Annotated in this window: 20 protein-coding genes; 13 read left to right on the top strand and 7 right to left on the bottom strand. The window is 70.4% G+C overall.

Going from position 1 to position 22,906, the window contains the following annotated elements; all coding sequences use genetic code 11:
• Nucleotides 1-52 precede the first annotated feature (52 nt).
• The 10 genes from ureE (at nt 53) to mshC (ending at nt 9,465) form a co-directional block, all read left to right on the top strand.
• Complete coding sequence (ureE, locus tag AB0D32_RS23145) at nt 53-616, top strand: urease accessory protein UreE (RefSeq protein ID WP_357093710.1); 564 nt, start codon at nt 53-55, stop codon at nt 614-616.
• A 22-nt stretch (nt 617-638) separates the two neighbouring features.
• Nucleotides 639-1,316 (top strand): urease accessory protein UreF, encoded by a 678-nt coding sequence (locus AB0D32_RS23140; protein ID WP_357093707.1) that lies wholly within the window; start codon nt 639-641, stop codon nt 1,314-1,316.
• 63 nt (nt 1,317-1,379) lie between these two features.
• Nucleotides 1,380-2,009 carry an urease accessory protein UreG gene (gene ureG / locus AB0D32_RS23135; RefSeq protein ID WP_357093704.1) on the top strand — a complete coding sequence of 210 codons (630 nt, stop codon included), beginning with the start codon at nt 1,380-1,382 and terminating at the stop codon, nt 2,007-2,009.
• Nucleotides 2,006-2,923 carry an urease accessory protein UreD gene (locus AB0D32_RS23130; RefSeq protein WP_357093701.1) on the top strand — a complete coding sequence of 306 codons (918 nt, stop codon included), beginning with the start codon at nt 2,006-2,008 and terminating at the stop codon, nt 2,921-2,923. Before ureG ends, AB0D32_RS23130 begins: the two co-directional genes overlap by 4 nt.
• A gap of 19 nt (nt 2,924-2,942) precedes the next feature.
• Nucleotides 2,943-3,968: an urea transporter gene (gene yut / locus AB0D32_RS23125; protein ID WP_357093698.1), complete on the top strand. Its 1,026-nt coding sequence runs from the start codon at nt 2,943-2,945 to the stop codon at nt 3,966-3,968.
• 27 nt (nt 3,969-3,995) lie between these two features.
• Entirely contained in the window at nt 3,996-5,657 is a 1,662-nt protein-coding gene (locus AB0D32_RS23120) for an ammonium transporter (protein ID WP_357093695.1), read from the top strand.
• Between the two features lie 177 nt (nt 5,658-5,834).
• A complete protein-coding gene (locus tag AB0D32_RS23115; RefSeq protein ID WP_357093693.1) occupies nt 5,835-6,548 on the top strand; it encodes a histidine phosphatase family protein in 714 nt (237 codons plus the stop codon).
• Nucleotides 6,549-6,717: 169 nt separating this feature from the next.
• On the top strand, nt 6,718-7,302 hold the full coding sequence (locus tag AB0D32_RS23110) for a DUF3090 domain-containing protein (RefSeq protein WP_357093690.1): 585 nt from the start codon (nt 6,718-6,720) through the stop codon (nt 7,300-7,302).
• Entirely contained in the window at nt 7,299-8,114 is an 816-nt protein-coding gene (locus AB0D32_RS23105) for an SCO1664 family protein (protein ID WP_357093687.1), read from the top strand. The genes AB0D32_RS23110 and AB0D32_RS23105 overlap by 4 nt, the downstream gene beginning before the upstream one ends.
• A 112-nt stretch (nt 8,115-8,226) precedes the next feature.
• On the top strand, nt 8,227-9,465 hold the full coding sequence (gene mshC, locus AB0D32_RS23100) for a cysteine--1-D-myo-inosityl 2-amino-2-deoxy-alpha-D-glucopyranoside ligase (protein WP_357093684.1): 1,239 nt from the start codon (nt 8,227-8,229) through the stop codon (nt 9,463-9,465).
• A gap of 177 nt (nt 9,466-9,642) precedes the next feature.
• Here the strand turns inward: mshC and AB0D32_RS23095 are convergent, their stop codons facing one another.
• A complete protein-coding gene (locus tag AB0D32_RS23095) occupies nt 9,643-10,434 on the bottom strand; it encodes a GntR family transcriptional regulator (protein WP_357093681.1) in 792 nt (263 codons plus the stop codon).
• Between the two features lie 129 nt (nt 10,435-10,563).
• On the bottom strand, nt 10,564-11,433 hold the full coding sequence (locus AB0D32_RS23090; protein ID WP_357093678.1) for a PAC2 family protein: 870 nt from the start codon (nt 11,431-11,433) through the stop codon (nt 10,564-10,566).
• A 261-nt stretch (nt 11,434-11,694) separates the two neighbouring features.
• Between AB0D32_RS23090 and metH the strand changes: the two genes are divergently transcribed.
• On the top strand, nt 11,695-15,210 hold the full coding sequence (metH, locus tag AB0D32_RS23085) for a methionine synthase (protein WP_357093673.1): 3,516 nt from the start codon (nt 11,695-11,697) through the stop codon (nt 15,208-15,210).
• A gap of 57 nt (nt 15,211-15,267) precedes the next feature.
• On the opposite strand, the gene AB0D32_RS23080 is transcribed toward metH, so the two are convergent.
• Nucleotides 15,268-15,756 carry a site-specific integrase gene (locus AB0D32_RS23080; RefSeq protein ID WP_357093671.1) on the bottom strand — a complete coding sequence of 163 codons (489 nt, stop codon included), beginning with the start codon at nt 15,754-15,756 and terminating at the stop codon, nt 15,268-15,270.
• A 496-nt stretch (nt 15,757-16,252) separates the two neighbouring features.
• Between AB0D32_RS23080 and AB0D32_RS23075 the strand changes: the two genes are divergently transcribed.
• Both AB0D32_RS23075 and AB0D32_RS23070 read left to right on the top strand, forming a co-directional pair.
• On the top strand, nt 16,253-16,585 hold the full coding sequence (locus tag AB0D32_RS23075) for a hypothetical protein (RefSeq protein WP_357093669.1): 333 nt from the start codon (nt 16,253-16,255) through the stop codon (nt 16,583-16,585).
• A 33-nt stretch (nt 16,586-16,618) separates the two neighbouring features.
• Nucleotides 16,619-17,398 (top strand): transposase family protein, encoded by a 780-nt coding sequence (locus AB0D32_RS23070; RefSeq protein WP_357093843.1) that lies wholly within the window; start codon nt 16,619-16,621, stop codon nt 17,396-17,398.
• Nucleotides 17,399-18,164: 766 nt separating this feature from the next.
• Here AB0D32_RS23070 and AB0D32_RS23065 read toward each other — a convergent pair.
• The 4 genes from AB0D32_RS23065 to AB0D32_RS23050 form a co-directional block, all read right to left on the bottom strand.
• Entirely contained in the window at nt 18,165-18,590 is a 426-nt protein-coding gene (locus tag AB0D32_RS23065; protein ID WP_357093666.1) for a hypothetical protein, read from the bottom strand.
• A 4-nt stretch (nt 18,591-18,594) separates the two neighbouring features.
• A complete protein-coding gene (locus tag AB0D32_RS23060) occupies nt 18,595-20,388 on the bottom strand; it encodes an IS481 family transposase (RefSeq protein ID WP_357093663.1) in 1,794 nt (597 codons plus the stop codon).
• 693 nt (nt 20,389-21,081) lie between these two features.
• Nucleotides 21,082-21,531 carry a hypothetical protein gene (locus tag AB0D32_RS23055; protein WP_357093660.1) on the bottom strand — a complete coding sequence of 150 codons (450 nt, stop codon included), beginning with the start codon at nt 21,529-21,531 and terminating at the stop codon, nt 21,082-21,084.
• 594 nt (nt 21,532-22,125) lie between these two features.
• Nucleotides 22,126-22,905, bottom strand: coding sequence for a transposase family protein (locus AB0D32_RS23050; RefSeq protein WP_357093840.1), 780 nt, complete (start codon nt 22,903-22,905; stop codon nt 22,126-22,128).
• Nucleotide 22,906 lies beyond the last annotated feature (1 nt).

Genomic DNA, 22,906 nt, shown 5'->3' with positions numbered 1-22,906 from the left:
GGACCGCCCCGCAGCCGCGCGGTCTCCGCACACCGACTGAAAGGAGAAGCCAGTGCTCGTCGAATCGGTGCTGGGCAACATGAACGAGCCGGACTGGACGGCCCGCCTGAAGGAAGCGCGCATCGACGATCTGGTGCTCGACCAGTGGGACGCCCAGAAGAGCCGCATCCGCAAGATGACGAGTTCCGGGGCGGAGCTGGCGGTCTCGCTGGCACGTGGCGTCCGGCTGCGCGACGGCGACGTGCTCGCCTGGGACGACCTGACGGCCACGGCGGTGGTGGCCCGGGTGCAGTTGGGCGACGTGATGGTGGTCGACCTCGACAAGTTGCGCGGCGAGTCGGCCGAGCTGCTGATCCGCTCGGCCGTCGAACTCGGTCACGCGATCGGCAACCAGCACTGGCCGGCCGTGGTCAAGGGCGCGAAGATGTACGTCCCGCTGACCGTGGACCGCAAGGTCATGGACTCGGTGATGCGTACCCACGCGTTCACCGGGATCACCCACGAGTTCGTCCCCGGCACCGAGGTCATCGCGTACCTCGCGCCGCACGAGTCGCGGCGGTTGTTCGGTGGCGCCGACTCGACGCCGCACTCGCATCTACCCGCCGACCTCAACTGAGCAGGGCCGGACGGTGCGCACGATGGTCGAGACCCTGAAGCTGTTGCAGTTCGGCGACTCGGTCTTCCCGGTCGGCGCCTTCTCCTTCTCGAACGGGCTGGAGATGGCCGTCCAGCAGGAGGTCGTCCACGACCGGGCCACCCTTCAGGACTTCGTCCGGACGGTCACCCGGCTCGCCGCCACGGGGGACGGCGTCGCCCTGCTCGCCGGGCACCGTGGCGCCACCGCCGGGGACCTCGACCGGATCCGGCAGGCGGACGAGGCCGTCCACCTGCGCAAGATCAACGAAGAGACGCGCACCATGTCCGTACGCATGGGGCGCAAGCTGGCCGAGGCCTCGACCCGAATCGTCGGGGAGACGCTGCTCAAGACGCGCATCGGCGAGGCGGCCAACGGCGTGCCGGTCACCTACCCGGTCGCGCTCGGGGTGGTCTTCGCCGATCTCGGGGTGTCCGAGGAGGACGCCTTCGCGGCCCACCAGTACGGCACGGCGTCCACGGTGCTCGGCGCGGCGATCCGGTTGATGCGGGTGGACCATCTCGACGCACAGTCGATCCTCTTCGCGGTCAACGAGAAGGTCGCCGACGACTACCGCGAGGTGCGCACCGCGAGCCTCGACGACATGCAGACGTTCGGCCCCCACCTGGATGTCCTGGCCGCCGCGCACCAGCACACCCACGTGCGGATGTTCATGAGCTGAGCGTCCCGCGGTCCACCCCCTTCCCTGAATCTGAAACGTCTTCCCAGAAGGACAGGTCACATCATGAAGTCGGCTAGTCGTATCGGCGTGGGCGGCCCCGTGGGCAGCGGCAAGACCGCGATCATCGAGGCCGTCGTGCCCCGGCTCGTGGAGAACGGACTGCGGGTCCTGGTGATCACGAACGACGTCGTCACCACCGAGGACGCGAAGCACGTACGGCGCGCGTTGACCGGGGTCCTGGTCGAGGAGCGGATCATCGGGGTGGAGACCGGCGCGTGCCCGCACACGGCGGTGCGCGAGGACCCGAGCATGAACCTGGCCGCCGTGGAGGACATGGAGGCCCGGTTCCCGGACAGCGACGTGGTGCTGATCGAGAGCGGCGGAGACAACCTCACCCTCACCTTCAGCCCCGCCCTGGTCGACTACTTCATCTACGTCATCGACGTCGCCGCCGGGGACAAGATCCCCCGCAAGAACGGCCCGGGGATCTCCAAGTCCGACATCCTCGTGATCAACAAGACCGATCTCGCGCCCTACGTGGACGCCGACCTCGACGTCATGGCGCGCGACGCGGACGTGATGCGCAACGGCAAGCCGGTCGTGTTCACCAACTGCAAGACGGGCGAGGGCATCGACGACCTGGTCTCGCTGATCCGCCGCAACGCGCTCTTCGACGCCGAAGTGGTCGCATGATCACACTGGACAGTGCACGGGAACTGGAGCCGTACCAGGACCAACCGGCACAGTTGCCCGCCGCGGCCAACGGCAAGGTCGGGGTGCTGCGCCTCGGGTTCGAGCGGCGCGGGGACCGCACGATCCTGCACGACCTCTACCGGCAGTCACCGCTGCTGGTCCAGCGGGCGCTCTACTGGGACGAGGAGATGCCGGAACTGCCGTGCGTCATGATCCTCACCACCTCCGGCGGCGTGCTCCAGGGCGACCGCCTGCGGATCGACGTCGACCTGGCGCCCGGCAGCCAGGCGCACCTGGTGACCCAGTCCGCCACCAAGATCCAGGAGATGGACGCGAACTACGGCTCGCAGATCCAGCAGTTCACCCTCGGCGAGGACGCCTACCTGGAGTACCTCCCGGAGCCCGTGATCCCGTACCGCAGCAGCCGGTTCATCACCGACAGCCGGGTACGGCTGCCCGAGAGCGCCACCATGCTCTACGGCGAGATCCTTCAGCCCGGCCGGAAGCACTACCGCGACGGCGAACTCTTCGCCTACGACCTCTTCTCCTGCTCGCTGCGCGCGGAGCGACCCGACGGCCGGCAGTTGTTCGTGGAGAAGTTCGTGGTGAGCCCCGGACGGTTCGACGTGGCGCGGATCGGGGTCATGGACCGCTTCCACGTCTTCGGCAACGTCGTGCTGCTCACCAGCCCCGAGCGGGCCGCCCGGGTCTTCGACCGGACCTCGACGCCGGTCTGGGACGAGGAGACCCCGCTGGCCAGCGCCGTCAGCCGGCTGCCGAACGACGCGGGGCTCATCTTCAAGGTCCTGGGACAGGAGACCGAGCCGGTACGCGCCGCGGTACGTGCCTTCTGCGTGGCTGCCCGGGAAGAGGCCACCGGGCGGACCTTCCCGCCGGTGTTCAGCTGGCGATGACCCGGCGGAGGAGATTGCCGTGACCGGTGTGACGCGGGGCTGGGACGGCCTGAGTGGCCGCAACCCGTTGGTCGGGTTCGTCGACGCCTGCCTGCGCGGGGCCGCGCAGGTCGTCCTGCAGAACAACCCGCTGACCGGCCTGCTCATCCTCGTCGCGGTGGCCTGGGGAGCGTTCGAGAATGGGCAACCACGGGTCTTCGGCGGCGCCGTCCTCGGGCTCGTCGTCGGCACCGCCACGGCCCTCGCCCTGCGGGTGGACCGGACGTCGTTGCGGCAGGGGCTGTTCGGCTTCAGCCCCCTGCTGACCGGGATCGCCGTGCCGACGTTCCTCGACGACCGGCCACTGATGTGGCTCTACCTGGTGCTCGGCGCGATGGCCACGACCGTGGTCACCCTGGCCCTGAACGCGGTCTTCAAGACCTGGGGCCTGACCGCGTTCACGTTTCCGTTCGTGCTGACCACCTGGGTGCTGCTGATGGCCGCGTACCAGTTCGACCGGTTCACGGTGCTGACCAACGCGAAACCGATGTTCCCCGGCGAGGGGACGTCGACCGGCGGCAGCTTCGACTGGGACCTCGTGCCCACCTTCCTCCGCGGGATCTCCCAGGTGTACCTGACCAACAGTTGGGTCAGCGGGCTGATCATCGTGGTCGCGCTGCTGGTCAATTCCCGCTGGTCGGCGCTCTTCGCGGTGGTCGGCACCGTCGGCGCGACCCTGCTGGCACTCTGGTTCGGCGCCGACGGGGCCTCGCTCGACAAGGGACTGTACGGCTTCAACGCGGTGCTGACGGCGATCGCGGTGGGCGCGGTGATGCACCGCCCCGGTGCGCTGGTGACGGCCTACACGCTCTTCGGAATCGTGTTGACGCTCTTCGTCCAGATGGCCCTGGCGACCGTCCTCACGCCGCTGGCCATCCCCGTGCTGACCGGGCCGTTCAACATCGCCACCTGGCTGCTGCTGCTGCCCAAGCGGCACTTCGCGCCCGTGCCCAACCACGAACGCGTCAAGGAGACCGTCGTCTCGACGGTGAAGCACACCGTCTGACCGTACCGAGAGGAGAGGTGAGCTTCCGTGCTCGCTCAGGACGCGGTGAATCCGGGTGACACCGCCTGGGTGCTGGTCTGCGCCGGCCTGGTGTTGTTCATGACCCCCGGCCTGGCCGTCTTCTACGGCGGAATGGTCCGGACCCGCAACGTGCTCGCGATGTTGCAGCAGAACATCGTCGCGCTGGGGGTCGTCAGCCTGACCTGGGTGCTCGTCGGCTACACCATCGCCTTCGGCGACGACGCCGGCACCGGCCTCTTCGGCAACCTCGAACTGCTCGGGCTGACCGATCTCAAGGTCCCGCCCGCGCCCAATCTGCACGTGGTCGCCGGGCAGGTGACCATTCCGACCCTGGCGTTCGTCGCCTACCAGATGATGTTCGCGGTGATCACTCCCGCCCTCGTCACCGGGGCCACGGCCGGTCGGTTGAAGTTCGCCGGCTGGGTGCTGTTCCTGGCGATCTGGTCCATCGTGGTCTACGCGCCGGTCGCGCACTGGCTCTGGCACCCCGACGGCTGGCTGGCCCGGTTCGGCACCCAGGACTGGGCCGGCGGGATGGTGGTCCACGCCTCGGCGGGAGCCGCCGTCCTCGGTGTGCTGCTGGTCGTCGGGCGCCGCCGTGGCTGGCCGCACACCGCCACCCCGCCCAACTCCATCCCGTTGACGATCCTCGGGGCGGGCATCCTCTGGTTCGGTTGGTTCGGCTTCAACGGCGGCGACGGGCTCCAGGCCAACGGGGTGGCCGCCCAGGCGATCGTCAACACCCATCTCGCCGCTGCGGCCGGCATGCTCGTCTGGCTGGTGGCGGAGCGGTTGAAGGACGGCCACAGCACCGTGGTGGGCAGCGTCACCGGCGCCGTCGCGGGGCTCGCGACGATCACCCCGGCCGCCGGGTACGTCAACGCGATCTCCGCCATCGTCATCGGCGCGATCGCCGGCATCGTGTGCCACACCGCGCTGCGGTTGAAGTACCTGCTCCGGCTCGACGACGCGCTGGACGTCCTCGCGGTCCACTTCGTCGGCGGCATGCTCGGCTCGCTGCTGCTCGGCCTCTTCGGCGACAGCGGCATCAACCCGCTCGGCAAGGACGGCCTCTTCTTCGGCGGCGGCGGATCCCTGCTCTGGCACCAGGTCGTCGGCGTGGTCTGCGTGGTGGCCTTCTCCTTCGTGCTCAGTTGGGCCATCGCCGCCGCCGTGCAGGCGGTCGTCGGGCTCCGTGCCCCGGCCGACGTGCAGGACAACCTCGACCACGCCCAGCAGGACGCGGACGCCTACCACCTGGGCGGCGTGGCAGGGCTGATCGGCACGGGCGCGCCGCAGCGCCGACGCCGGACCGGGCGGGAGGGGCGCGCCGGCGGGCCCGCCCAGCCGGTCCAGCGCGCCCGGCTGGTCACCGCGACGGTCGATCCGGCGCTGCTGCCGACCACCCGGGAGCTGCGCGAGGCCCTGCTCGGCGCGGGAGCCACCTCCATCGTGATCTCCGACGCCGCGGTCTCCACCGCCGAGCCGGCCTCCCGCGCGCTGCCCCGGGGGTACTGGCAGGACCAGGACCTCGTGGACCGGGCCCGGGTCGACGTGGTGGTGGAGGGGGAAGCGGTGCGGGCGGTCCTGGACGTGCTGGGCCGCTACGGCGCCGACCGGTCGGAGAGCCTCGTGCAGGACGTCCAGCTCGCGACGGACGTACGCTGAGCCGCGGCGCGGCCGGCCGGCGGGCGGTGACCCGGCGTCGCCGACCCCGACGGGCGCCGACCAGGTCCGCCCGGCCCCGGCCAGCCCGGCGGCCGGCGGTCCGGTCGCGGGTGAATGTCGGTCACCCCGCGCACGCCGCAGGACGCCTCGGCCCGGCGCAGGTCATAGGGTGGTCCCGTGGCGACCCTTCTGCTTCTGCGACACGGCCGGACGACCGCGAACGCGGACGGTGGGCTGGCCGGCCGCCAGCCCGTCGAGTTGGACGAGACAGGCCGGGCCCAGGCGACCGCGGTGGGCGAACGGTTGCGGGCGGTGCCGCTCGCGGCGGTGGTGAGCAGCCCGCTGATCCGGTGCCGGCAGACCCTGGAGCTGGCGTTGCCGGAGGTCGTCCCGGTGCTGGAGGAGGGGCTGATCGAGTGCGGCTACGGGGCCTGGGAGGGGCAGCCGTTGAAGAAGCTGGCCAAGGAGCCGCTGTGGCCGGTGGTCCAGCAGCACCCCAGTGCCGCGGTCTTCCCGGAGGGGGAGGCGATGGCGGCGATGGCGGCGCGGGCGGTCACCGCGGTGCGTACGTGGGACGCCCGGGTCACCGCGGAGCACGGCCCGGAGGCGGTCTGGCTGGCGTGCAGCCACGGCGACGTGATCAAGGCCATCGTGGCCGACGCGCTCGGCGTACACCTGGATCTTTTCCAGCGGATCGTGGCCGATCCGGCCTCGGTGACGGCGATCCGCTACACGCCGCTGCGACCGTTCCTGATGCGGCTCAACGACACCGGCGGCGACCTGGCCGGGCTGGTGCCGCCGCGGGGCAAACGGCGCCGGCGGGCGGCGCGGGCGGCCGGCGCGGCCGACTCCGACGCGCCGGTCGGCGGCGGCGCGGGAGCGGGCCGGTGACCGGCCCGCGGCCTCGCGGCGCGGCGGCGCGTTCCGGCGGGGCGCGGCCGGTGGCCCTCCCGGCCGCCACGCCCGGCCGCGGTGGCCGGTGCGCCGGGCGCGGCGCGCGTCCCGTGATTCGCGTCGGTGGGGTGCGCGGCGCTGTGGCGCGCCGGATAGGGTCGTGGGTATGACCCACCAGGTGCACGCCTTCGAGCCGCCGGAGCGGTTCGTCGCCGGGACGGTCGGGCCGCCGGGGGAGCGCACGTTCTTCCTCCAGGCGCGCGGCGGTGGCCGGCTGGTCAGCGTCGCGCTGGAGAAGGTCCAGGTGTCGTTGCTCGCCGAGAAGCTGGAGGAGTTGCTCTCCGAGGCGCAGCGCCGGTTCGGGGTGGACCTGCCCGAGCCGGTGGCGGCCGTCGGTGACAACGACCCGCTGGACACGCCGGTCGACGAGGAGTTCCGGGTCGGCACGCTCGGGCTGGCGTTCGACGTCGACACGGCGACCGTGGTGATCGAGGCCATCGCCGTGGGCGAGGCGGAGGTCGAGGTCGACCTCGGCGAGCCCGACGACGACGAGGACTCCGACGACGAGGACGAGGAACCGGACGACGACCTCGACCGGCTCCGGGTGCGGCTCACGCCCGAGGCGACCCGCCAGTTCATCGAGCGGGCCCGGCGGGTGGTCAACGCCGGTCGTCCACCCTGCCCGCTCTGCGGCCAGCCGCTGGATCCCGCCGGTCACCTCTGCCCGCGCCACAACGGTTACCACCGGTGACGTCGTCGGATCTCCAGCCCCGACAGGACGGCGAGGCCGCGCTCCGGTTGCTCCGGGACGGCCACCTCGACCTGGAGGGGCGGCTCGTCGACGCCTCCAACACCACCCTGCGCGGCATCCTGACCCTCGACGGGGCGACGGCCCGCTGCGTCTACAAGCCGGTGCGGGGTGAGCGTCCGCTGTGGGACTTCCCGGACGGCACGCTGGCCGGCCGGGAGGTCTCGGCATACCTGGTCTCCCGGGCCACCGGGTGGGACCTGGTGCCGCCGACGGTGCTGCGCGACGGCCCGTTGGGGCCCGGGTCGTGCCAGCTCTGGATCGACGAGCCGGCGGAGGCCGAGCCCCTGGTCGGGTTCGTGCCGGCGGACGCGCTGCCGCCGCGCTGGTTTCCGATCGCCGCGGCCCGCGACGAGGACGGCACACCGTACGTGCTGGCGCACGCCGACGACCCGAGGCTGGCCCGGCTCGCGGTGCTCGACGCGGTGATCAACAACGCGGACCGCAAGGGCGGGCACGTCCTGGTCGGTCCGGACGACCGGATCCACGGTGTCGACCACGGGGTGAGCTTCCACGTCGAGGAGAAGCTGCGCACGGTGCTCTGGGGCTGGGCCGGCCGGCTGCCGGCGGACGCCGTGGAGATGCTCGACGGGCTCGCCGGCCAGCTCGCCGGGGTGCTCGGCGCCGAGCTGGCCGAGCACCTCACCGTCCGGGAGGTCGCCGCGCTGGCGGCCCGGGTCGACCGGCTGCGGTACACCGGCCTGTTTCCGCAGCCCTCGCAGGACTGGCCGGCGGTGCCCTGGCCCCCCATGTGAGCGCACGCCGGGGCGGCGATCCGGGGCGGGCGGCGTCCCGTCCACGGCCTTGTCGGAATGATCACTGTGGGCCGGGCCAGCCGCGCCACGCCGTCTGGTTAGGCTGACGGTCATGGACTCTTGGGCGGGACATGAGGTGCCGCGGCTGCCCGGCAGGGGTGGGCCGTTGTCGTTGTTCGACTCGGCGCGGCAGGGCGTCCACCCGAGTGATCCGACCGGCACCGCGACCATGTACGTCTGCGGCATCACCCCGTACGACGCCACACACCTGGGCCACGCCGCCACCATGATCGCGTTCGACCTGGTGCAGCGGGTGTGGCGGGACGCCGGGCGGGACGTGCGCTACGTGCAGAACGTCACCGACATCGACGACCCGCTGCTGGAACGGGCCGAGCGGGACGGCGAGGACTGGAAGGTCCTGGCGATGCGGGAGACCGCGCTGTTCCGGGAGGACATGGAGGCGCTGCGGATGATCCCGCCGGCGCACTACGTCGGCGCGGTCGAGTCGATCCCCGACATCGCCGACAAGGTCCTCCTGCTGCTCAAGGACGGGGCCGCGTACCGCCTGGAGGACGGCTCCGGCGACGTCTACTTCGACATCGCCGCCACGCCCCGGTTCGGCTACGAGTCCAACCTGACCCGGGAGCAGATGCTGGAGATCTTCCCCGAGCGCGGGGGCGACCCGGAGCGGGCCGGCAAGCGCGACCCGCTCGACCCGCTGCTGTGGCGGGGCGCCCGCGAGGGCGAGCCGTCCTGGCCGGGCGGCGAGCTGGGCGCCGGCCGCCCCGGCTGGCACATCGAGTGCGCCGTCATCGCGCTCAACCTGCTCGGCGAGCGGATCGACGTGCAGGGCGGCGGCAACGACCTGATCTTCCCGCACCACGAGTGCTCCGCCGCGCACGCCGAACGCCTCACGGGCGTGACGCCGTTCGCCGACCACTACGTGCACGCCGGCATGATCGGCCTTGACGGCGAGAAGATGTCGAAGTCCCGGGGCAACCTGGTCTTCGTCTCCCGGCTGCGCGCCGACCAGGTCGACCCGATGGCGGTCCGGTCGGCCCTGCTGTCCGGGCACTACCGCGCCGACCGCACCTGGACCGACGAGCTGCTCGCGACCGCGCAGGAGCGGCTGGACCGCTGGCGGCGGGCCGCCGCCGCGCCCGCCGGTCCGTCGGGCGAGGAGTTCCTGGCCGGCGTACGCGCCCGCCTCGCCGACGACCTGGACTCGCCGGGCGCCCTCGCCCTGGCCGACGGATGGGCCGAGGCGACCCTGGCCGGCACCGCCCCCGACCCGTCCGCCCCCGCCCTCTTCGCCACCACCCTGGACGCCCTCCTGGGCCTCCGCCTCTGACCCCCACCCCTCTCCCTCCCACCCCTCTCCCTCCCACCCCTCTCCCTCCCGCCCCTGCCGCTGACCCACACCCGCGATCTTGCACTTTCGGCCCTCGATACGCACTGTTGACCCGTTTTGCCCGGGCGGCAAGTGCAAGATCGGCACCGAAAGGGCGAGGCGCGGGGAGGGGGCGGGTCAGCCCAGGACCAGGCCGGGGTCCGGGTGTGGGTCGGGGGTGGGGGCGGGGATCTTGTATTCCTCGGTGAGCGTGGTGACCGGGCCGGGCCAGGTGGCCTGGGCGACCTCGATCGGCTTGCGGTGGCCGTCGTAGGCGACGTGCAGCAGGTGCAGCACCGGCGTGTCGGGTCGGATCTGGAGGATCTCGGCCTCCTCCCGGCTGGGCTGGCGGGCGCTGATGGTGTCGGTGGCGGAGACGTACCGCCGGCCGGTGGCCTCCTCGGCCTCCTGGTAGAGCGGGCGGCCGAACGCCTCGGCGCGCTCCAGGGAGGTGCCGGCGGTGTCGGCGGGCAGGAACCACGAGGCGCCCACCTCGACCGGGGAGTCCTCGGTGCGTACGAGGTGGCGCCGGCAGAGCAGGTCGGTGCCGTCGGCCACCCCGAACGCGTCGGCCACCTCGGGCGGTGCGGGGGCCCGGCCGACCGAGACGAGCTGCTGCCGGTACCGGGCGGCCAGGTCGGTGTGGTAGCCGCGGAAGCCGCCGTAGCGGCCCCGGGAGAGCCGGTTGAGCCGCCGCCGGGTGCCTCGGACGTACGTCCCGGAGCCGGGCTTGGTGATCAGGACGCCCTCGACCCGCAGCTGGTCGACGGCGCGTTGCACGGTCTGTTTCGCCACGCCGAACATTTCGGCGATGGCCGGGATGGACGGCAGCCGCTCGCCCGGCCCCCAGTCGCCGCGGCGGATCTGGGCCGTGAGCTGCGCCGCGATCTGCCGGTGCGGGAACTCGGCCGCTCCCGGGTTGATCTGCATGCCTGCCTCCTCGATCACAGCTAGGTTCCTAGGATGCCCTAGGGGTGGTGACGGCGCCACCCCGGACACGCGAAACAACCGGGCCCCGGACGGAATCGTCCGAGGCCCGGTGGGGCAGGAAAAGGGGCGCTACCAGGAGCCGGCGGTGGGGCCGGCGGAGCCGCCACGGCGGCGCAGGTACTTCTCGAACTCCTGGGCGATCTCGTCACCGGTCAGCGGGGTGATGCCCGCGTCGCCGACGCGTTCCTCCAGCTCACGCACGTATTCGCCGAGCTCGGCGTCCTGCTCGGCGGCGCTGCGCACCCGCTGCTCCCACTCGGCGGCCTCCTCGGCCAGGTCGGCCATCGGCACCGGCAGGTCGAGCACCTCCTCGACGCGGTGCAGCAGGGCGAGGGTGGCCTTCGGGCAGGGCGGGTTGTTGGCGTAGTGCGGCACGTGCACCCAGAACGACACGGCGTCGACCTCGGCGCGGTTGCAGGCGTCGTGCAGCACGCCGACGATCCCGGTCGGCCCGTCGTAGCGGGTGGGGGTGAGCTGGTAGCGCTGGGCGGCCTCCGCGTCGGAGGCGCTGCCGCTGATCGGCAGCGGCCGGGTGTACGGCACGTCGGCCAGCAGCGCGCCGAGCACGACCACCCGCTCGACCTCCAGGCTGTGGCAGATCTCCAGCACCTGCTCGCAGAAGGTGCGCCAGCGCATGCTCGGCTCGATGCCGCGGATCAGCACGACGTCCCGTTCGGTGCCCTCGGGGCTGGCCACCATGAAGCGCGTCGTGGGCCACTCCACCCGGCGGGTCTCGCCCTCGGCCATCGTGATGGTGGGCCGGCTGACCTGGAAGTCGTAGAAGTCCTCCGGGTCCAGTTCGGTGACCTGCCGCGCCTGCCACACCTGCTCGAGGTGCTCGACTGCGGCGGTGGACGCGTCGGCGGCATCGTTCCAGCCCTCGAACGCGGCGATCGCCACGGGGGACCGCAGCACCGGCAGTCCGTCGAACTCGGTCACGCCGTCACCTCACCCTGCTCGTCGGAGGCGGTGCCGGGACCGGACCCGGTCGTCCGCCCGCCGGGCGTGGTGCTGTCGCTGTAGTCCTTCACGTCCGTCAGCCTACGGGTCGGGGCGGGATGCGGCCCGTCGGCCGCGCCGGTCGCGCGCGGCGCCGGCCGGCCATACCACGATGAACCGGACAGCGTGATCCCGCTGACACATTGTGGGAAGACACGTGCGGGGGAATCGATCGTGTCGCGGCGGCACTAACCTGATCCCGTGCGGACCTCATTGCTCGACGTACTGGCAGACCGGATTCTCATCGCCGACGGCGCCATGGGCACGATGCTGCAGGCGGCCGACCTCACCCTCGACGACTTCGAGGGCTATGAGGGCTGTAACGAGATCCTCAACGTCACCCGACCGGACGTCGTGCGCGGGGTGCACGAGGCGTACCTGGCCGCCGGCGCGGACTGCGTCGAGACCAACACCTTCGGGGCCAACCTGGCCAACCTCGGCGAGTACGACATCGGGCACCGCATCCGCGAGCTCTCCGTGGCCGGGGCGCGCCTCGCCCGGGAGGCCGCCGACGCGTACGGCACCCCGGAGCGGCCCCGCTTCGTGCTGGGCTCGATCGGCCCGGGCACCAAGCTGCCCACCCTCGGGCACGCCGACTACGCGACCCTGCGCGACGCCTACCAGGAGAACGCCGAGGGCCTGATCGAGGGCGGGTCGGACGCGTTGATCGTGGAGACCTGTCAGGACCTGCTCCAGGTCAAGGCGGCGGTGGTGGGCTCGAAGCGGGCCATGGCCCGGCTGGGCCGGCACGTCCCGATCATCTGCCACGTCGCCGTAGAGACCACCGGCACCATGCTGGTGGGCAGCGAGATCGGGGCGGCGCTGGCGGCCATCGAGCCGTTGGGGGTCGACCTGATCGGGCTGAACTGCTCGACGGGGCCGGCCGAGATGGGCGAGCACCTGCGCTACCTCTCCCAGCACTCGCGGATCCCGCTGTCGGTGATGCCGAACGCGGGCCTGCCGGTGCTGACCGCGGACGGGGCGTACTTCCCGCTGACCCCGGTGGAGTTGGCCGACGCGCTGGAGCGGTTCGTCACCGAGTACGGCGTTTCGCTGATCGGCGGCTGCTGCGGCACCACCCCCGAGCACATCCGGGTCCTCTCCGAGCGCCTGCACGGCACGCGCCCCGCGTCCCGCGAGCCGCGGCACGAGGCCGGCGTCTCGTCGGTCTACCACCCGGTGCCGTTCGCCCAGGACGCCTCCCTGCTGATGGTGGGGGAGCGGACCAACGCCAACGGCTCCAAGGCGTTCCGTGAGGCCATGCTCGCCGGCGACTGGCGGGCCTGTGTGGAGATCGCCCGCAGCCAGGCCCGCGACGGCTCGCACCTGCTGGACCTGTGCGTCGACTACGTCGGCCGCGACGGCACGCAGGACATGCGGGAGCTCGCCGGCCGCTTCGCCACCGCCTCCACCCTGCCGATCATGCTGGACTCCACCGAGCCGGCCGTGATCGAGGCGGGGCTGGAGATGCTCGGCGGCCGGTGCGTGGTCAACTCGGTGAACTTCGAGGACGGGGACGGGCCGGAGTCGCGGTACGCCCGGGTGATGCCCATCGTCAGGGAGCACGGCGCCGCCGTGGTGGCGCTGCTCATCGACGAGGAGGGGCAGGCGCGGACCGCCGACTGGAAGGTGCGGGTCGCGGGCCGGCTCATCGAGGACCTCACCGGGCGGTGGGGGATGGACCGTTCGGACATCCTGATCGACGCGCTGACCTTCCCGATCGCCACCGGCCAGGAGGAGACGCGGCGCGACGGCATCGAGACGATCGAGGCGATCCGGGAGATCGCCCGCCGCTACCCGGGCGTCAACTTCACCCTCGGCATCTCCAACGTCTCCTTCGGGCTCAACCCCGCCGCCCGGCAGGTGCTCAACTCGGTCTTCCTGCACGAGTGCCGGGAGGCCGGCCTGACCAGCGCCATCGTGCACGCCAGCAAGATCCTGCCGTTCAACAAGATCCCCGACGAGCAGCGGCAGGTGGCGCTGGACCTCGTCTACGACCGGCGTCGCGAGGGCTACGACCCGGTGCAGAGGTTCATCGAGGTCTTCGAGGGCGTGGACGCCGCCTCGGCGCGGGCCGGGCGGGCGGAGGAACTGGCCGCGCTGCCGCTGGAGGAGCGGCTTAAGCGGCGGATCATCGACGGTGAGCGCAACGGCCTGGAGGCCGACCTGGACGCGGCGATGGCGAAGGGGCGCAGCCCGCTGTCCATCATCAACGACATCCTGCTCGACGGCATGAAGGTCGTCGGCGAGCTGTTCGGCTCGGGCCAGATGCAGTTGCCGTTCGTGCTCCAGTCCGCCGAGGTGATGAAGACCGCGGTGGCGTACCTGGAGCCGCACATGGAGACCGCCGAGGACGGCGGCAAGGGCCGCATCGTGCTGGCCACCGTGCGGGGCGACGTGCACGACATCGGCAAGAACCTGGTCGACATTATCCTGTCCAACAACGGCTACGAGGTCGTCAACATCGGCATCAAGCAGCCGATCAGCGCGATCCTGGAGGCCGCCGAGCAGCACCGGGCCGACGCGATCGGCATGTCCGGCCTGCTGGTCAAGAGCACCGTGATCATGAAGGAGAACCTCGCCGAGATGGCGTCGCGCGGGGTCGCGGAGCGCTGGCCGGTGCTGCTGGGCGGGGCGGCGCTGACCCGGGCGTACGTCGAGGACGACCTGCGGTCGATGTTCCCCGGCCAGGTGCACTACGCCCGCGACGCCTTCGAGGGATTGTCGCTGATGGACCGGGTGATGACCGCGAAGCGTGGTGGGGCGCCGGTCATCGACGCGGAGCGGGAGGCGGCCCTCGCGGCCCGCCGGGCGCGCCGGGAGCGGCAGCGGGCGATCGTCAGCGAGTCGCTGCCGGAGCTGGACGACGCCTCGGTCCGTTCCGACGTGGCCACCGACGTGGAGGTGCCGGCCCCGCCGTTCCTGGGCAGCCGGGTGGTCAAGGGCGTGCCGCTGGCCGACTACTCGGCGCTCCTCGACGAACGGGCCACCTTCCTCGGGCAGTGGGGCCTGCGGGGCGCCCGTGGCGGGCAGGGCCCGTCCTACGAGGAGCTGGTGGAGACCGAGGGGCGGCCCCGGCTGCGCTACTGGCTGGACCGGCTGATCGCCGACCAGGTGCTGGAGGCGGCCGTGGTGTACGGCTACTTCCCGGCGTACGCCGAGGGCAACGACCTGGTGCTGCTGGACGAGAACGGGCACTCCGAGCGGGCGCGGTTCTCCTTCCCGCGGCAGCGGCAGGAGCGGCGGCTCTGCCTGGCCGACTTCTTCCGGCCGCGGGGCGACGAGCTGGACGTGGTGGCGTTGCAGCTGGTCACCGTGGGGCAGCCGATCAGCGAGTACACGGCGAAGATGTTCGCCCGCAACGAGTACCGCGACTATCTGGAGGTGCACGGGCTGTCCGTGCAGCTCACCGAGGCCCTCGCGGAATACTGGCACCGGCGGATCCGCTCCGAGCTGACCCTGCCGGGCGGCCGTACGGTGGCTGACGGCGATCCGGCGGATCTGGCGGGGCTGCTGCGCACCGACTACCGGGGCTGCCGGTACGCGTTCGGCTATCCGGCCTGCCCGGACCTGGAGGACCGGGCGAAGATCGTGGAGCTGCTCGGCGCGGAGCGGATCGGCGTGCAGTTGTCGGAGGAGTTCCAGCTGATTCCGGAGCAGGCGACGGACGCGATCGTGGTGCACCACCCGGAGGCGAGTTACTTCAACGCCAAGTGACGGGCGCAGGGTCGCTGACCTGCAATTACGGTCGTTCCGAGGGCCACTGAACCATGATCATGCCGTCTCCAGGCCGTCAAGGGCTTCCGAGACGTCCTCGGCGGCCTGGTCCTCACCGAAGGCCGCATCAATGGCCCGGCGCGTGCGGTCCTCGCTGGTCGGCAGGAGATGCGTGTAGGTCCGCAAAGTGAAGCCCGGGTCGGCGTGGCCCAGATAGGTCGACAGGGCCTTGATGCTCTCCCCGGCGTCCAGGAGGACCGAGGCGTAGGTGTGCCGCAGGACGTGCATGCCGTTGCGCCGGTCGTCGGGGATGGCCGTCGCCCGAATCGCAGGTTTCCAGACACCGGGGTTGAACTTCGAGCGGCTGAGCGGCAGGCCGTCAGCGGTGGTCAGGTAGAGCGTGACGGTCGTGGGATCGCCAGTGAGGGTTCCCCACGGCAAGGTGACCTCTACGGGCGCGTACTGCTTGGCGTGCTCGTTCAGGCGACGAGCTACCGAGGCCGGCAGGGGAACCTCCCGCGTCTTGCCGCCCTTGGGCGGGGGCAAAGATGAGAGCGCCGCGCACGAGCTTGATCTGACGGACGACTCGCAGGGTTGGCCGGGTCGCGTCCAGGTCGTCCGGACTTACGCCGAAAATCTCTCCCTGCCGCAGTCCGCAGCCCGCGCCGAGGTCGACGGCGACTCGGTAGCGGTCCGGCAGCTCCTCGCGGAACGCGGCGAGCCGGTCGACCGACCACGGCTGGACCTTGGTAGAGACATGGCGGGGACGTTGGACGCTCTTGGCTGAGAACGGATTGCTGACGATCTTCTTGTCGTCCACAGCGGCATTCAGAATCATCGACACGTCGCTGAACAGGACCCGGCGGTAGCCGGCGGACAGTCCCTTCTCCTGAATTCCACGCGCCCACGCTCGGATCGTCGCCGGCTGGATCGACGCGATCGGCTTGTTACCGATGGTCGGGTACACGTGCAGCCGAAGTTCGTACTCGATCCGGTCGCGAGTGAGTAGGACTTGGCAGCACTACGCTCCGCAGGCGGCGTGGTGTGGGAGAACCAGCGGTACGGATCCGTCTACGTCGTCGATGCCCATGGCCTGCACAGGCAGCTCCACGACGGCATCCCTGTAGTGCACCTCGGCCAGGCCGAGGCCGTTGAAGCTGTACGCAACGCCTTCCCCCACGTTCAGTGGACCGTCGTCGCCCTCACATGTCCCCGAGACGTGGCGCAACGACGCATCGCGCAACGTCGGACCGGCGACACCGTGGAACGCCTCAGAGCATGGGATGAGACAGAGCCCCTGGCCCTCGCCGACCTCACCATTGACACATCGAAGGTGTCGGCAGACATGGCAGCCGAGCTAAGGGACGTCTCGTAACTCGGTAGCTGGTCCATGATGGATCATGTTGAGGTGCAGGTGATCTCGGCAGCCCGTCAGGAGTGGATCTTTCCGTTCACCGGGTTGCAACCCGCCCAGTTCCGTCGCCTGGTCAGGCTGGTCGCCGAGCGTGGCGGTGACGCGATCGCCGATGGTCGGCCGGGCCGGCAGTGGTCGCTTGACCTTGCCGATCGGGTGTTGCTGGTGGCCGCGTACTGGCGGACGAACCTGACGATGCGGCAGATCGGCCCGTTGTTCGGGGTGTCGCACTCCGCCGCGCACCGGGTCATCGACACCCTCGGCCCGCTGCTGGCTCTGGCCCCGGTACGCCGGCGTCGGGTCGACCAGATCGCCATCGTCGACGGCACCCTGATCCCGACCCGGGACCACCGGCTTGCCGCCCCGAGCAAGAACTACCGCTACAGCACGAACCTGCAGGTCGCCATCGACGCTCACACCCGCCTCGTTGTCGCTCTCGGCGACCCGCAACCTGGCAACCGCAACGACACCATCGTCTACCGGACCAGTGGCATCGACCAGAAGCTGGCCGGACGGCCGGTCATGGCCGACGGTGCCTACCGCGGCAACCCCGACGTGATCATCCCCTACCGCAAACCGGCGGACGGCAGCAAGCTACCCGCTTGGAAAGCCGACCTGAACAAGCAGCACCGCACCGTCCGAGCGCAGGTCGAACATGCCCTGGCCCGCATGAAGTGCTTCAAGATCCTGCGTGACTACCGCCGCGCCGCCCACACATTGGCCGACGCCGCTTCCGGCATCGCCCACCTTCACAACATCATCCTCGCTGGGTGACACCAGCACCGTTGCCAGGCAACGCCTTCACCGAGTTACGAGACGTCCTTTAGTCAGCGAAAACGTCCAGCGCACGGAAGCCGCGGAGACCTAGAGGCGGCCGGCTGCCCGTGTGATCCGACAACTGATGTGCGACGCAGCTCCGCCAGGTGATGTGCGACAGCTCCAGCAAGCTAGGGGCGACAGGATGGCCGCCGTCGCAAGTCCTTGGCGATGACCGCGAATTGGCGGCGATGACCTTGGGGTGAGCGAGCGCTCACGGATGTCGGCCGAAAGTCGCGGTGATCCTTCCGACTCGTGCTCGATGTGCCTGCGCTGCATCCTCAATTGATAGGTGGAGCCGACAGCCTGCAGCCAGGCTCCTTAGTCTCCCGCTGGTCATGTTCGAACTCGTACACGCATTCACCGCACGTGTCGTTGACGTCGTTGCCGAAGCCGTGCTCCACCCACGGGTGGCCGCAGACAGGACAATCGCCCAGGGTGCGGATTTTCCGCGCCTTCTCGGCCCGTTGGTGCCAACGCTGCACTGGATTCGCCACGCCTCGATCATGCCGCACGAATCGCGGGCAGGTCGTCCGCGGTACGTGCACTGACCTAGCCGGGATCGGCGCGGTGAGGTGTCGCGGATCAGTTGGCGGACGAGTGTCGCGCATCAGTCGACGGAGGACAGGCCGGCTGCCGGCGATGTCGGGCTCCAATTGTTGCGTGACGGATTGGTGTCGGATGTTGGGTGACACGTCCGGCTAGACGATCTTCGTGTGGGAACTTAGGTGGTTGTTGCCGTGCGCCACAACTGCAGCGCGCGGTGTTGGATGGGTTGTGGTTGGGTTGGGGAGTCTTTCAGGTCTGCGAGAGTGTTGATCAGGTTGGTCGTGGGGACCCCGGCCTCTAGCCACCCGAGGGCCAGGCCAGCCCAGTAGCTGCTCCACGATTCGAGCGCGAACCGCAGCAGGGCTGGGATGATCGACTCGTCTGCTTCCGTGTTCGTTACTGCTGTTGTTACCTCGTGTGGTGGCCTTTCCAGTAGCGGCAGCAGCCAGAGGAGACGTTCCTGCGCTGGCCTGACCGCGTTGGTGGGGCCCCAGATGATCCATGCTCCGGTGGGGTCGAGTCCGAGCGTCAGTCCTTGCTTGTTGATCAGGATGACCGGTTGACGGTCGTCGTCGGTGGCCGGTCTTGGGTCGGGTGTCACTGGGTCATCGTGGTGCACCTCGTGGAGGTTCGGGCTTGCGGGCTTTGAAGCGGGCGATTGGTTTGAGGGTGGTGCGGGGGACTTCGGTGAGGACGTGGTCGCCGTCGTGGATGCGGAAGGTGGCGTCGGCGGCTTCGACGGTCAGAGTCGCTCCGGCGTGGCGTATGCCGACGTGGATGCGTTGACTGGCGACGACGAGGGTTCCTCGGCTGCTGACGCGGCGTTCGATCCGCAGCGGCTGGGCTGCGGGTTGCGGTGGGGGTCCGGCGGGGCGGGCGTCGCGGATGCGGGCGATCTCGGCGGTGGTGAGGGGGTTGGGCAGGCTGCGTAGCAGGATCCCGTCGGCGGTGATCTGCATGAGGCCGTGGTCGAGGCGGATGGTGACGCGTCTGCCGGCGAAGTGGTAGCCGGCGGGGTGTTGCCGGCCGGCGAGGCTGATCAGGCCGGTGGCGTTGACGAGCCGTTCGACCTCGATTGGGGCGCCGGCCCGGGCGGGTCCTGTGGTGATCGGTGGTGGTCCGGCGGGTTGGCCGTCGTCGGCGAGGAGTTGGCGCAGGTGGGTTGGGGTGAGCCGGGACGGGACGGTCTTGAGCCGGACGCCGTCGATGAGCAGGTGGACGACGGTGATGTCGGCCCAGAGGGTGACCGGGAGTCCGGCGCGGATAGGGCTGAGCCAGAACTGCTGTCCGCAGACGGTGAGGTTGCCCGAGCCGGGAACGAGGCGGGTGACCTCCACGGCCAGGTCGATGTCGTCGCCGGTCGCCACTGGTGCTGGTGGGGCGACGGGCTGCCCGGCTGATGGCGCAGGTGCCGGCACTGGCGCCAGTAGCGGCTGGCGGGGTGCGGGCATGGTGGTGGCCAGCGTTGGCGGAAGCCGCAGCGGTAGCTGCTCCTGGGTCGGCCGGGCGGTGAACCGGTCAGCCGGGAACGCCATCCCGAGGGACTGGTGAGGCCGCTGCGTGTTGTATTCGTGCCGGAAGGCGTCGATCGCTGCTTGGGCCTCTTCCGGATCAGACCAGACATCGACGTTGTCGAGGAGTTCTCGTTGCAGGGTCTGGTGGAACCGCTCAACCTTGCCGGTGGTGGTCGGCGAGCGAGGTTTGGTCAGCCGGTGGGTGATGCCGTTCTCCCGGCAGATCCGGTCGAACATCACCTCCCCGCCACCACGGCCGAACCGGGCGGTGAACTGCTTGCCGTTGTCGGTCAGCACCTCCTCGGGCACCTCGAACCGCTGCAGAGCCTCGGCGAAGGCGAGACACACGGCCCGGCCCGTCGCCCGCCGGACCACGGCGGCGATCACGCAGAACCGGGAGTGGTCATCCACGCCGGTGACCACCTTCGCCTCACCACCGTCAGCCAGCCGGATACCGCCGACGATGTCCATCTGCCACAACTCCATCGGCCGGCCGCGTTCCCACCGCCGGTAGTCGGCCCGCCTGCGCCTGCGAGGCGTCGGATCGATCAGCCCGTGCCGGACCAGCACCCGGTAGATCGTGCTCAACGACGGCACCGGGCCCGGGCAACCGCGGCGGCCCAGCTCGTAATACAACCGCCGCTGACCCCACCGGGGATGGTTACGGCGTAGTTCGCAGATCGCCGCCTCCACCTCAGCAGGGGTCTGGGCGGGATGCGCATGCGGTCGGTGCGAACGGTCGGCCAAGCCCTCCAGTCCCTGGTCGCGATACCAGCCCAACCAGCGGTGCACCGCTTGACGCGAGACACCGAACCGCTCGGCGACCTCCGTCACGGACAGACCAGCCTCGACTTCCAACACTGCGCGATAACGCTGCTCAGTCACGCTCAACTCCACCAGCACTCGGCGGAGTGTCACCCATCAACCGAAGCCACCATGTAACGCATCAACCGGAGTCGGACAACACCTCCTCAGAATCCCCGTTCAAACTTTCTGTACGTGTTCAAGGCGGCCCTTGACGGGCCGCACGCGCCGCCGCCTGGGCGCGCGTCCGTCGCTCCGCTGGCGCTCCGGCTCCGGCCACGCAACACGCCCGGCGGCTGGCGCGGAGAGCGGGAAGCCCAAGGGGCCGCCGCAGCACGACAGCAGCGTTGACCGGGTGGTGGTGGGCCGGCAGCCGGCCGGGCCGCGCGGCCACGAGCCCGCGCGGCGTAGGGAAGCGCACGCCGGCTGCGTCGGCGAGCTGGCGGCGGTCGCGGGGTTGCGGCTAGTGCGCCTCCGGCGGGGGCGCTCCGGCTCCAGGATGGCCGGGGCTCCGTCGGCGAGTCGCGGTCCGTGGGTGGTTGCGGTAGGCCATCCCGCCTGCCATCGACCCGGGCGAGCCGAGCAGACCACCGCCCGACCCGCCAGCGTCCGTACGAGCCGTCAAGGTCCGCTTGACGTGGCGGGCCGGGCGGTGGCCCGCTCCCCAGGAGGGCGGGTCGACGGCAGACAGTGAGGATGGTGGGGTTCGCCGTGGTCGAGGTCTCGACGCCAGCAGATGGGCCGTCCCTGGGCCGGCAACGGATTCCGGCGGCGTCAGTGCTTCCAGAGGTCCTCCGTGCGGAAGTACCTGGCGGTGAACTCCTCTTCCATGGAGTCCGTGTCCGTCTCATCCGTCCACCAGCCTGGCCAGACGTCGACACCGGAGGGCGCACTGATGGCCGTCAGGACGGCGGAGCACTGGTGGCAGCGCCGAGGAGCCGAGTCCCGGAACCGCCCGCCGCAGTCACACCGTCGTAGTCGCGCTTCAAGTGCGTCCATCAGCGTGGAACGGGTCCCGTCCCGGGCAGGGAGCGCATCCGCGATGGCGATACACGTGCTGTCGTAGTAACTGACATCCACCCGCATTGGGCAGCTGTCGCAGTAGAGGAAGTAGCAGTCCAACAGCGGTGAGTGATCGAGCCGGTAAAGGCGTTCGTGGCACTCCGGACAGGTAATTTCCTCGCCGTTGAGCCAGTTGTCGTCGAGTTCGTCCGGGTGACTCACGGCACGATGATGCCACGATCGGAGGGCACTGCGGCCGGTCGAGTTTCCTCAGGTCGTGGCCTGGCCGGTCTCAGTTCCGCTTCAACGTCTGACAGCGTCGGGTCGGTGCTTGGGCCGGATGCCACGAACGCGGAAGGCATGGAAGGTGCCACCCAGAGCGACTCCGCAGGCGGCCATGAGTGCAAACAGCAGATGAGATGGCTCCCCGCCGAGATGGACCCAGACGCCGATGACGAGCCAGGCCGACGCGGTTGCGCCGAACAAGGCCCACCAGACCACATCCCGTCGCCGCATGGCAGCAGTGTATGCCGTTCGGTTGGGTGACAAAGTGAGTGACGATCGGCGCGGACGCCAACGGACAAGCCTGGACGCTGACGGACAACTTCGGCAGCCCAACGGCCGCGAAGCAGCAGGTCAAGACGCCGTGTTGGTTGCCTGGGGGTCAAGGGGTCGCCGGTTCAAATCCGGCCGTCCCGAACCAGTTCGGAGGGCACTTCCGATCAGCGGAGGTGCCCTCTGATCGCAACGGGTGCCAGACTGCCTAAAGGACGTCTCGTAACTCGGTGAAGGCGTTGCCCGGCAACGGTGTTGGTGTCACCCCGCGAGGATGATGTTGTGGAGGTGGGCGATGCCGGAGGCCGTGTCGGTCAATGTGTGGGCGGCGCGTCGGTAGTCGCGCAGGATCTTGAAGCACTTCATGCGGGCCAGTGCGTGTTCGACCTGTGCTCGGACGGTGCGGTGTTGCTTGTTCAGGTCCGCTTTCCAGTCGGGTAGTTCGCTGCCGTCGGCGGGTTTGCGGTACGGGATGATCACGTCGGGGTTGCCGCGGTAGGCGCCGTCGGCCATGACTGGCCGTCCCGTGAGTTTCTGGTCGATGCCGCTGGTGCGGTAGACGATGGTGTCGTTGCGGTTGCCGGGCTGGGGGTCGCCGAGGGCGACGACGAGGCGGGTGTGGGCGTCGATGGCGACCTGCAGGTTCGTGCTGTAGCGGTAGTTCTTACTCGGGGCGGCCAGGCGGTGGTCCCGGGTCGGGATGAGGGTGCCGTCGACGATGGTGATCTGGTCGACTCGACGTCGGCGTCCCGGCGACAGGGCGAGCAGGGGGCCGACGGTGTCGATGACGCGATGTGCGGCGGAGTGCGACACCCCGAACAGTGGGCCGATCTGGCGCATCGTCAGGTTCGTGCGCCAGTACGCGGCGACCAGCAACACCCGATCGGCGAGGTCGAGAGACCACTGCCGTCCCGGTCGACCGTCAGCGATGGCGTCACCGCCACGCTCGGCGACCAGGCGGACCAGCCTGCGGAACTGGGCGGGCTGCAGCCCGGTGAACGGAAAGATCCACTCCGGGCGGGCCGCCGAGATCACCTGCACC

This window comes from Micromonospora sp. NPDC048170, from assembly GCF_040652795.1.
Classification (GTDB): Bacteria; Actinomycetota; Actinomycetes; order Mycobacteriales; family Micromonosporaceae; genus Micromonospora.
Note: the sequence above shows the minus strand (reverse complement) of the source record. Positions and strands in the feature narration are given on the sequence as shown.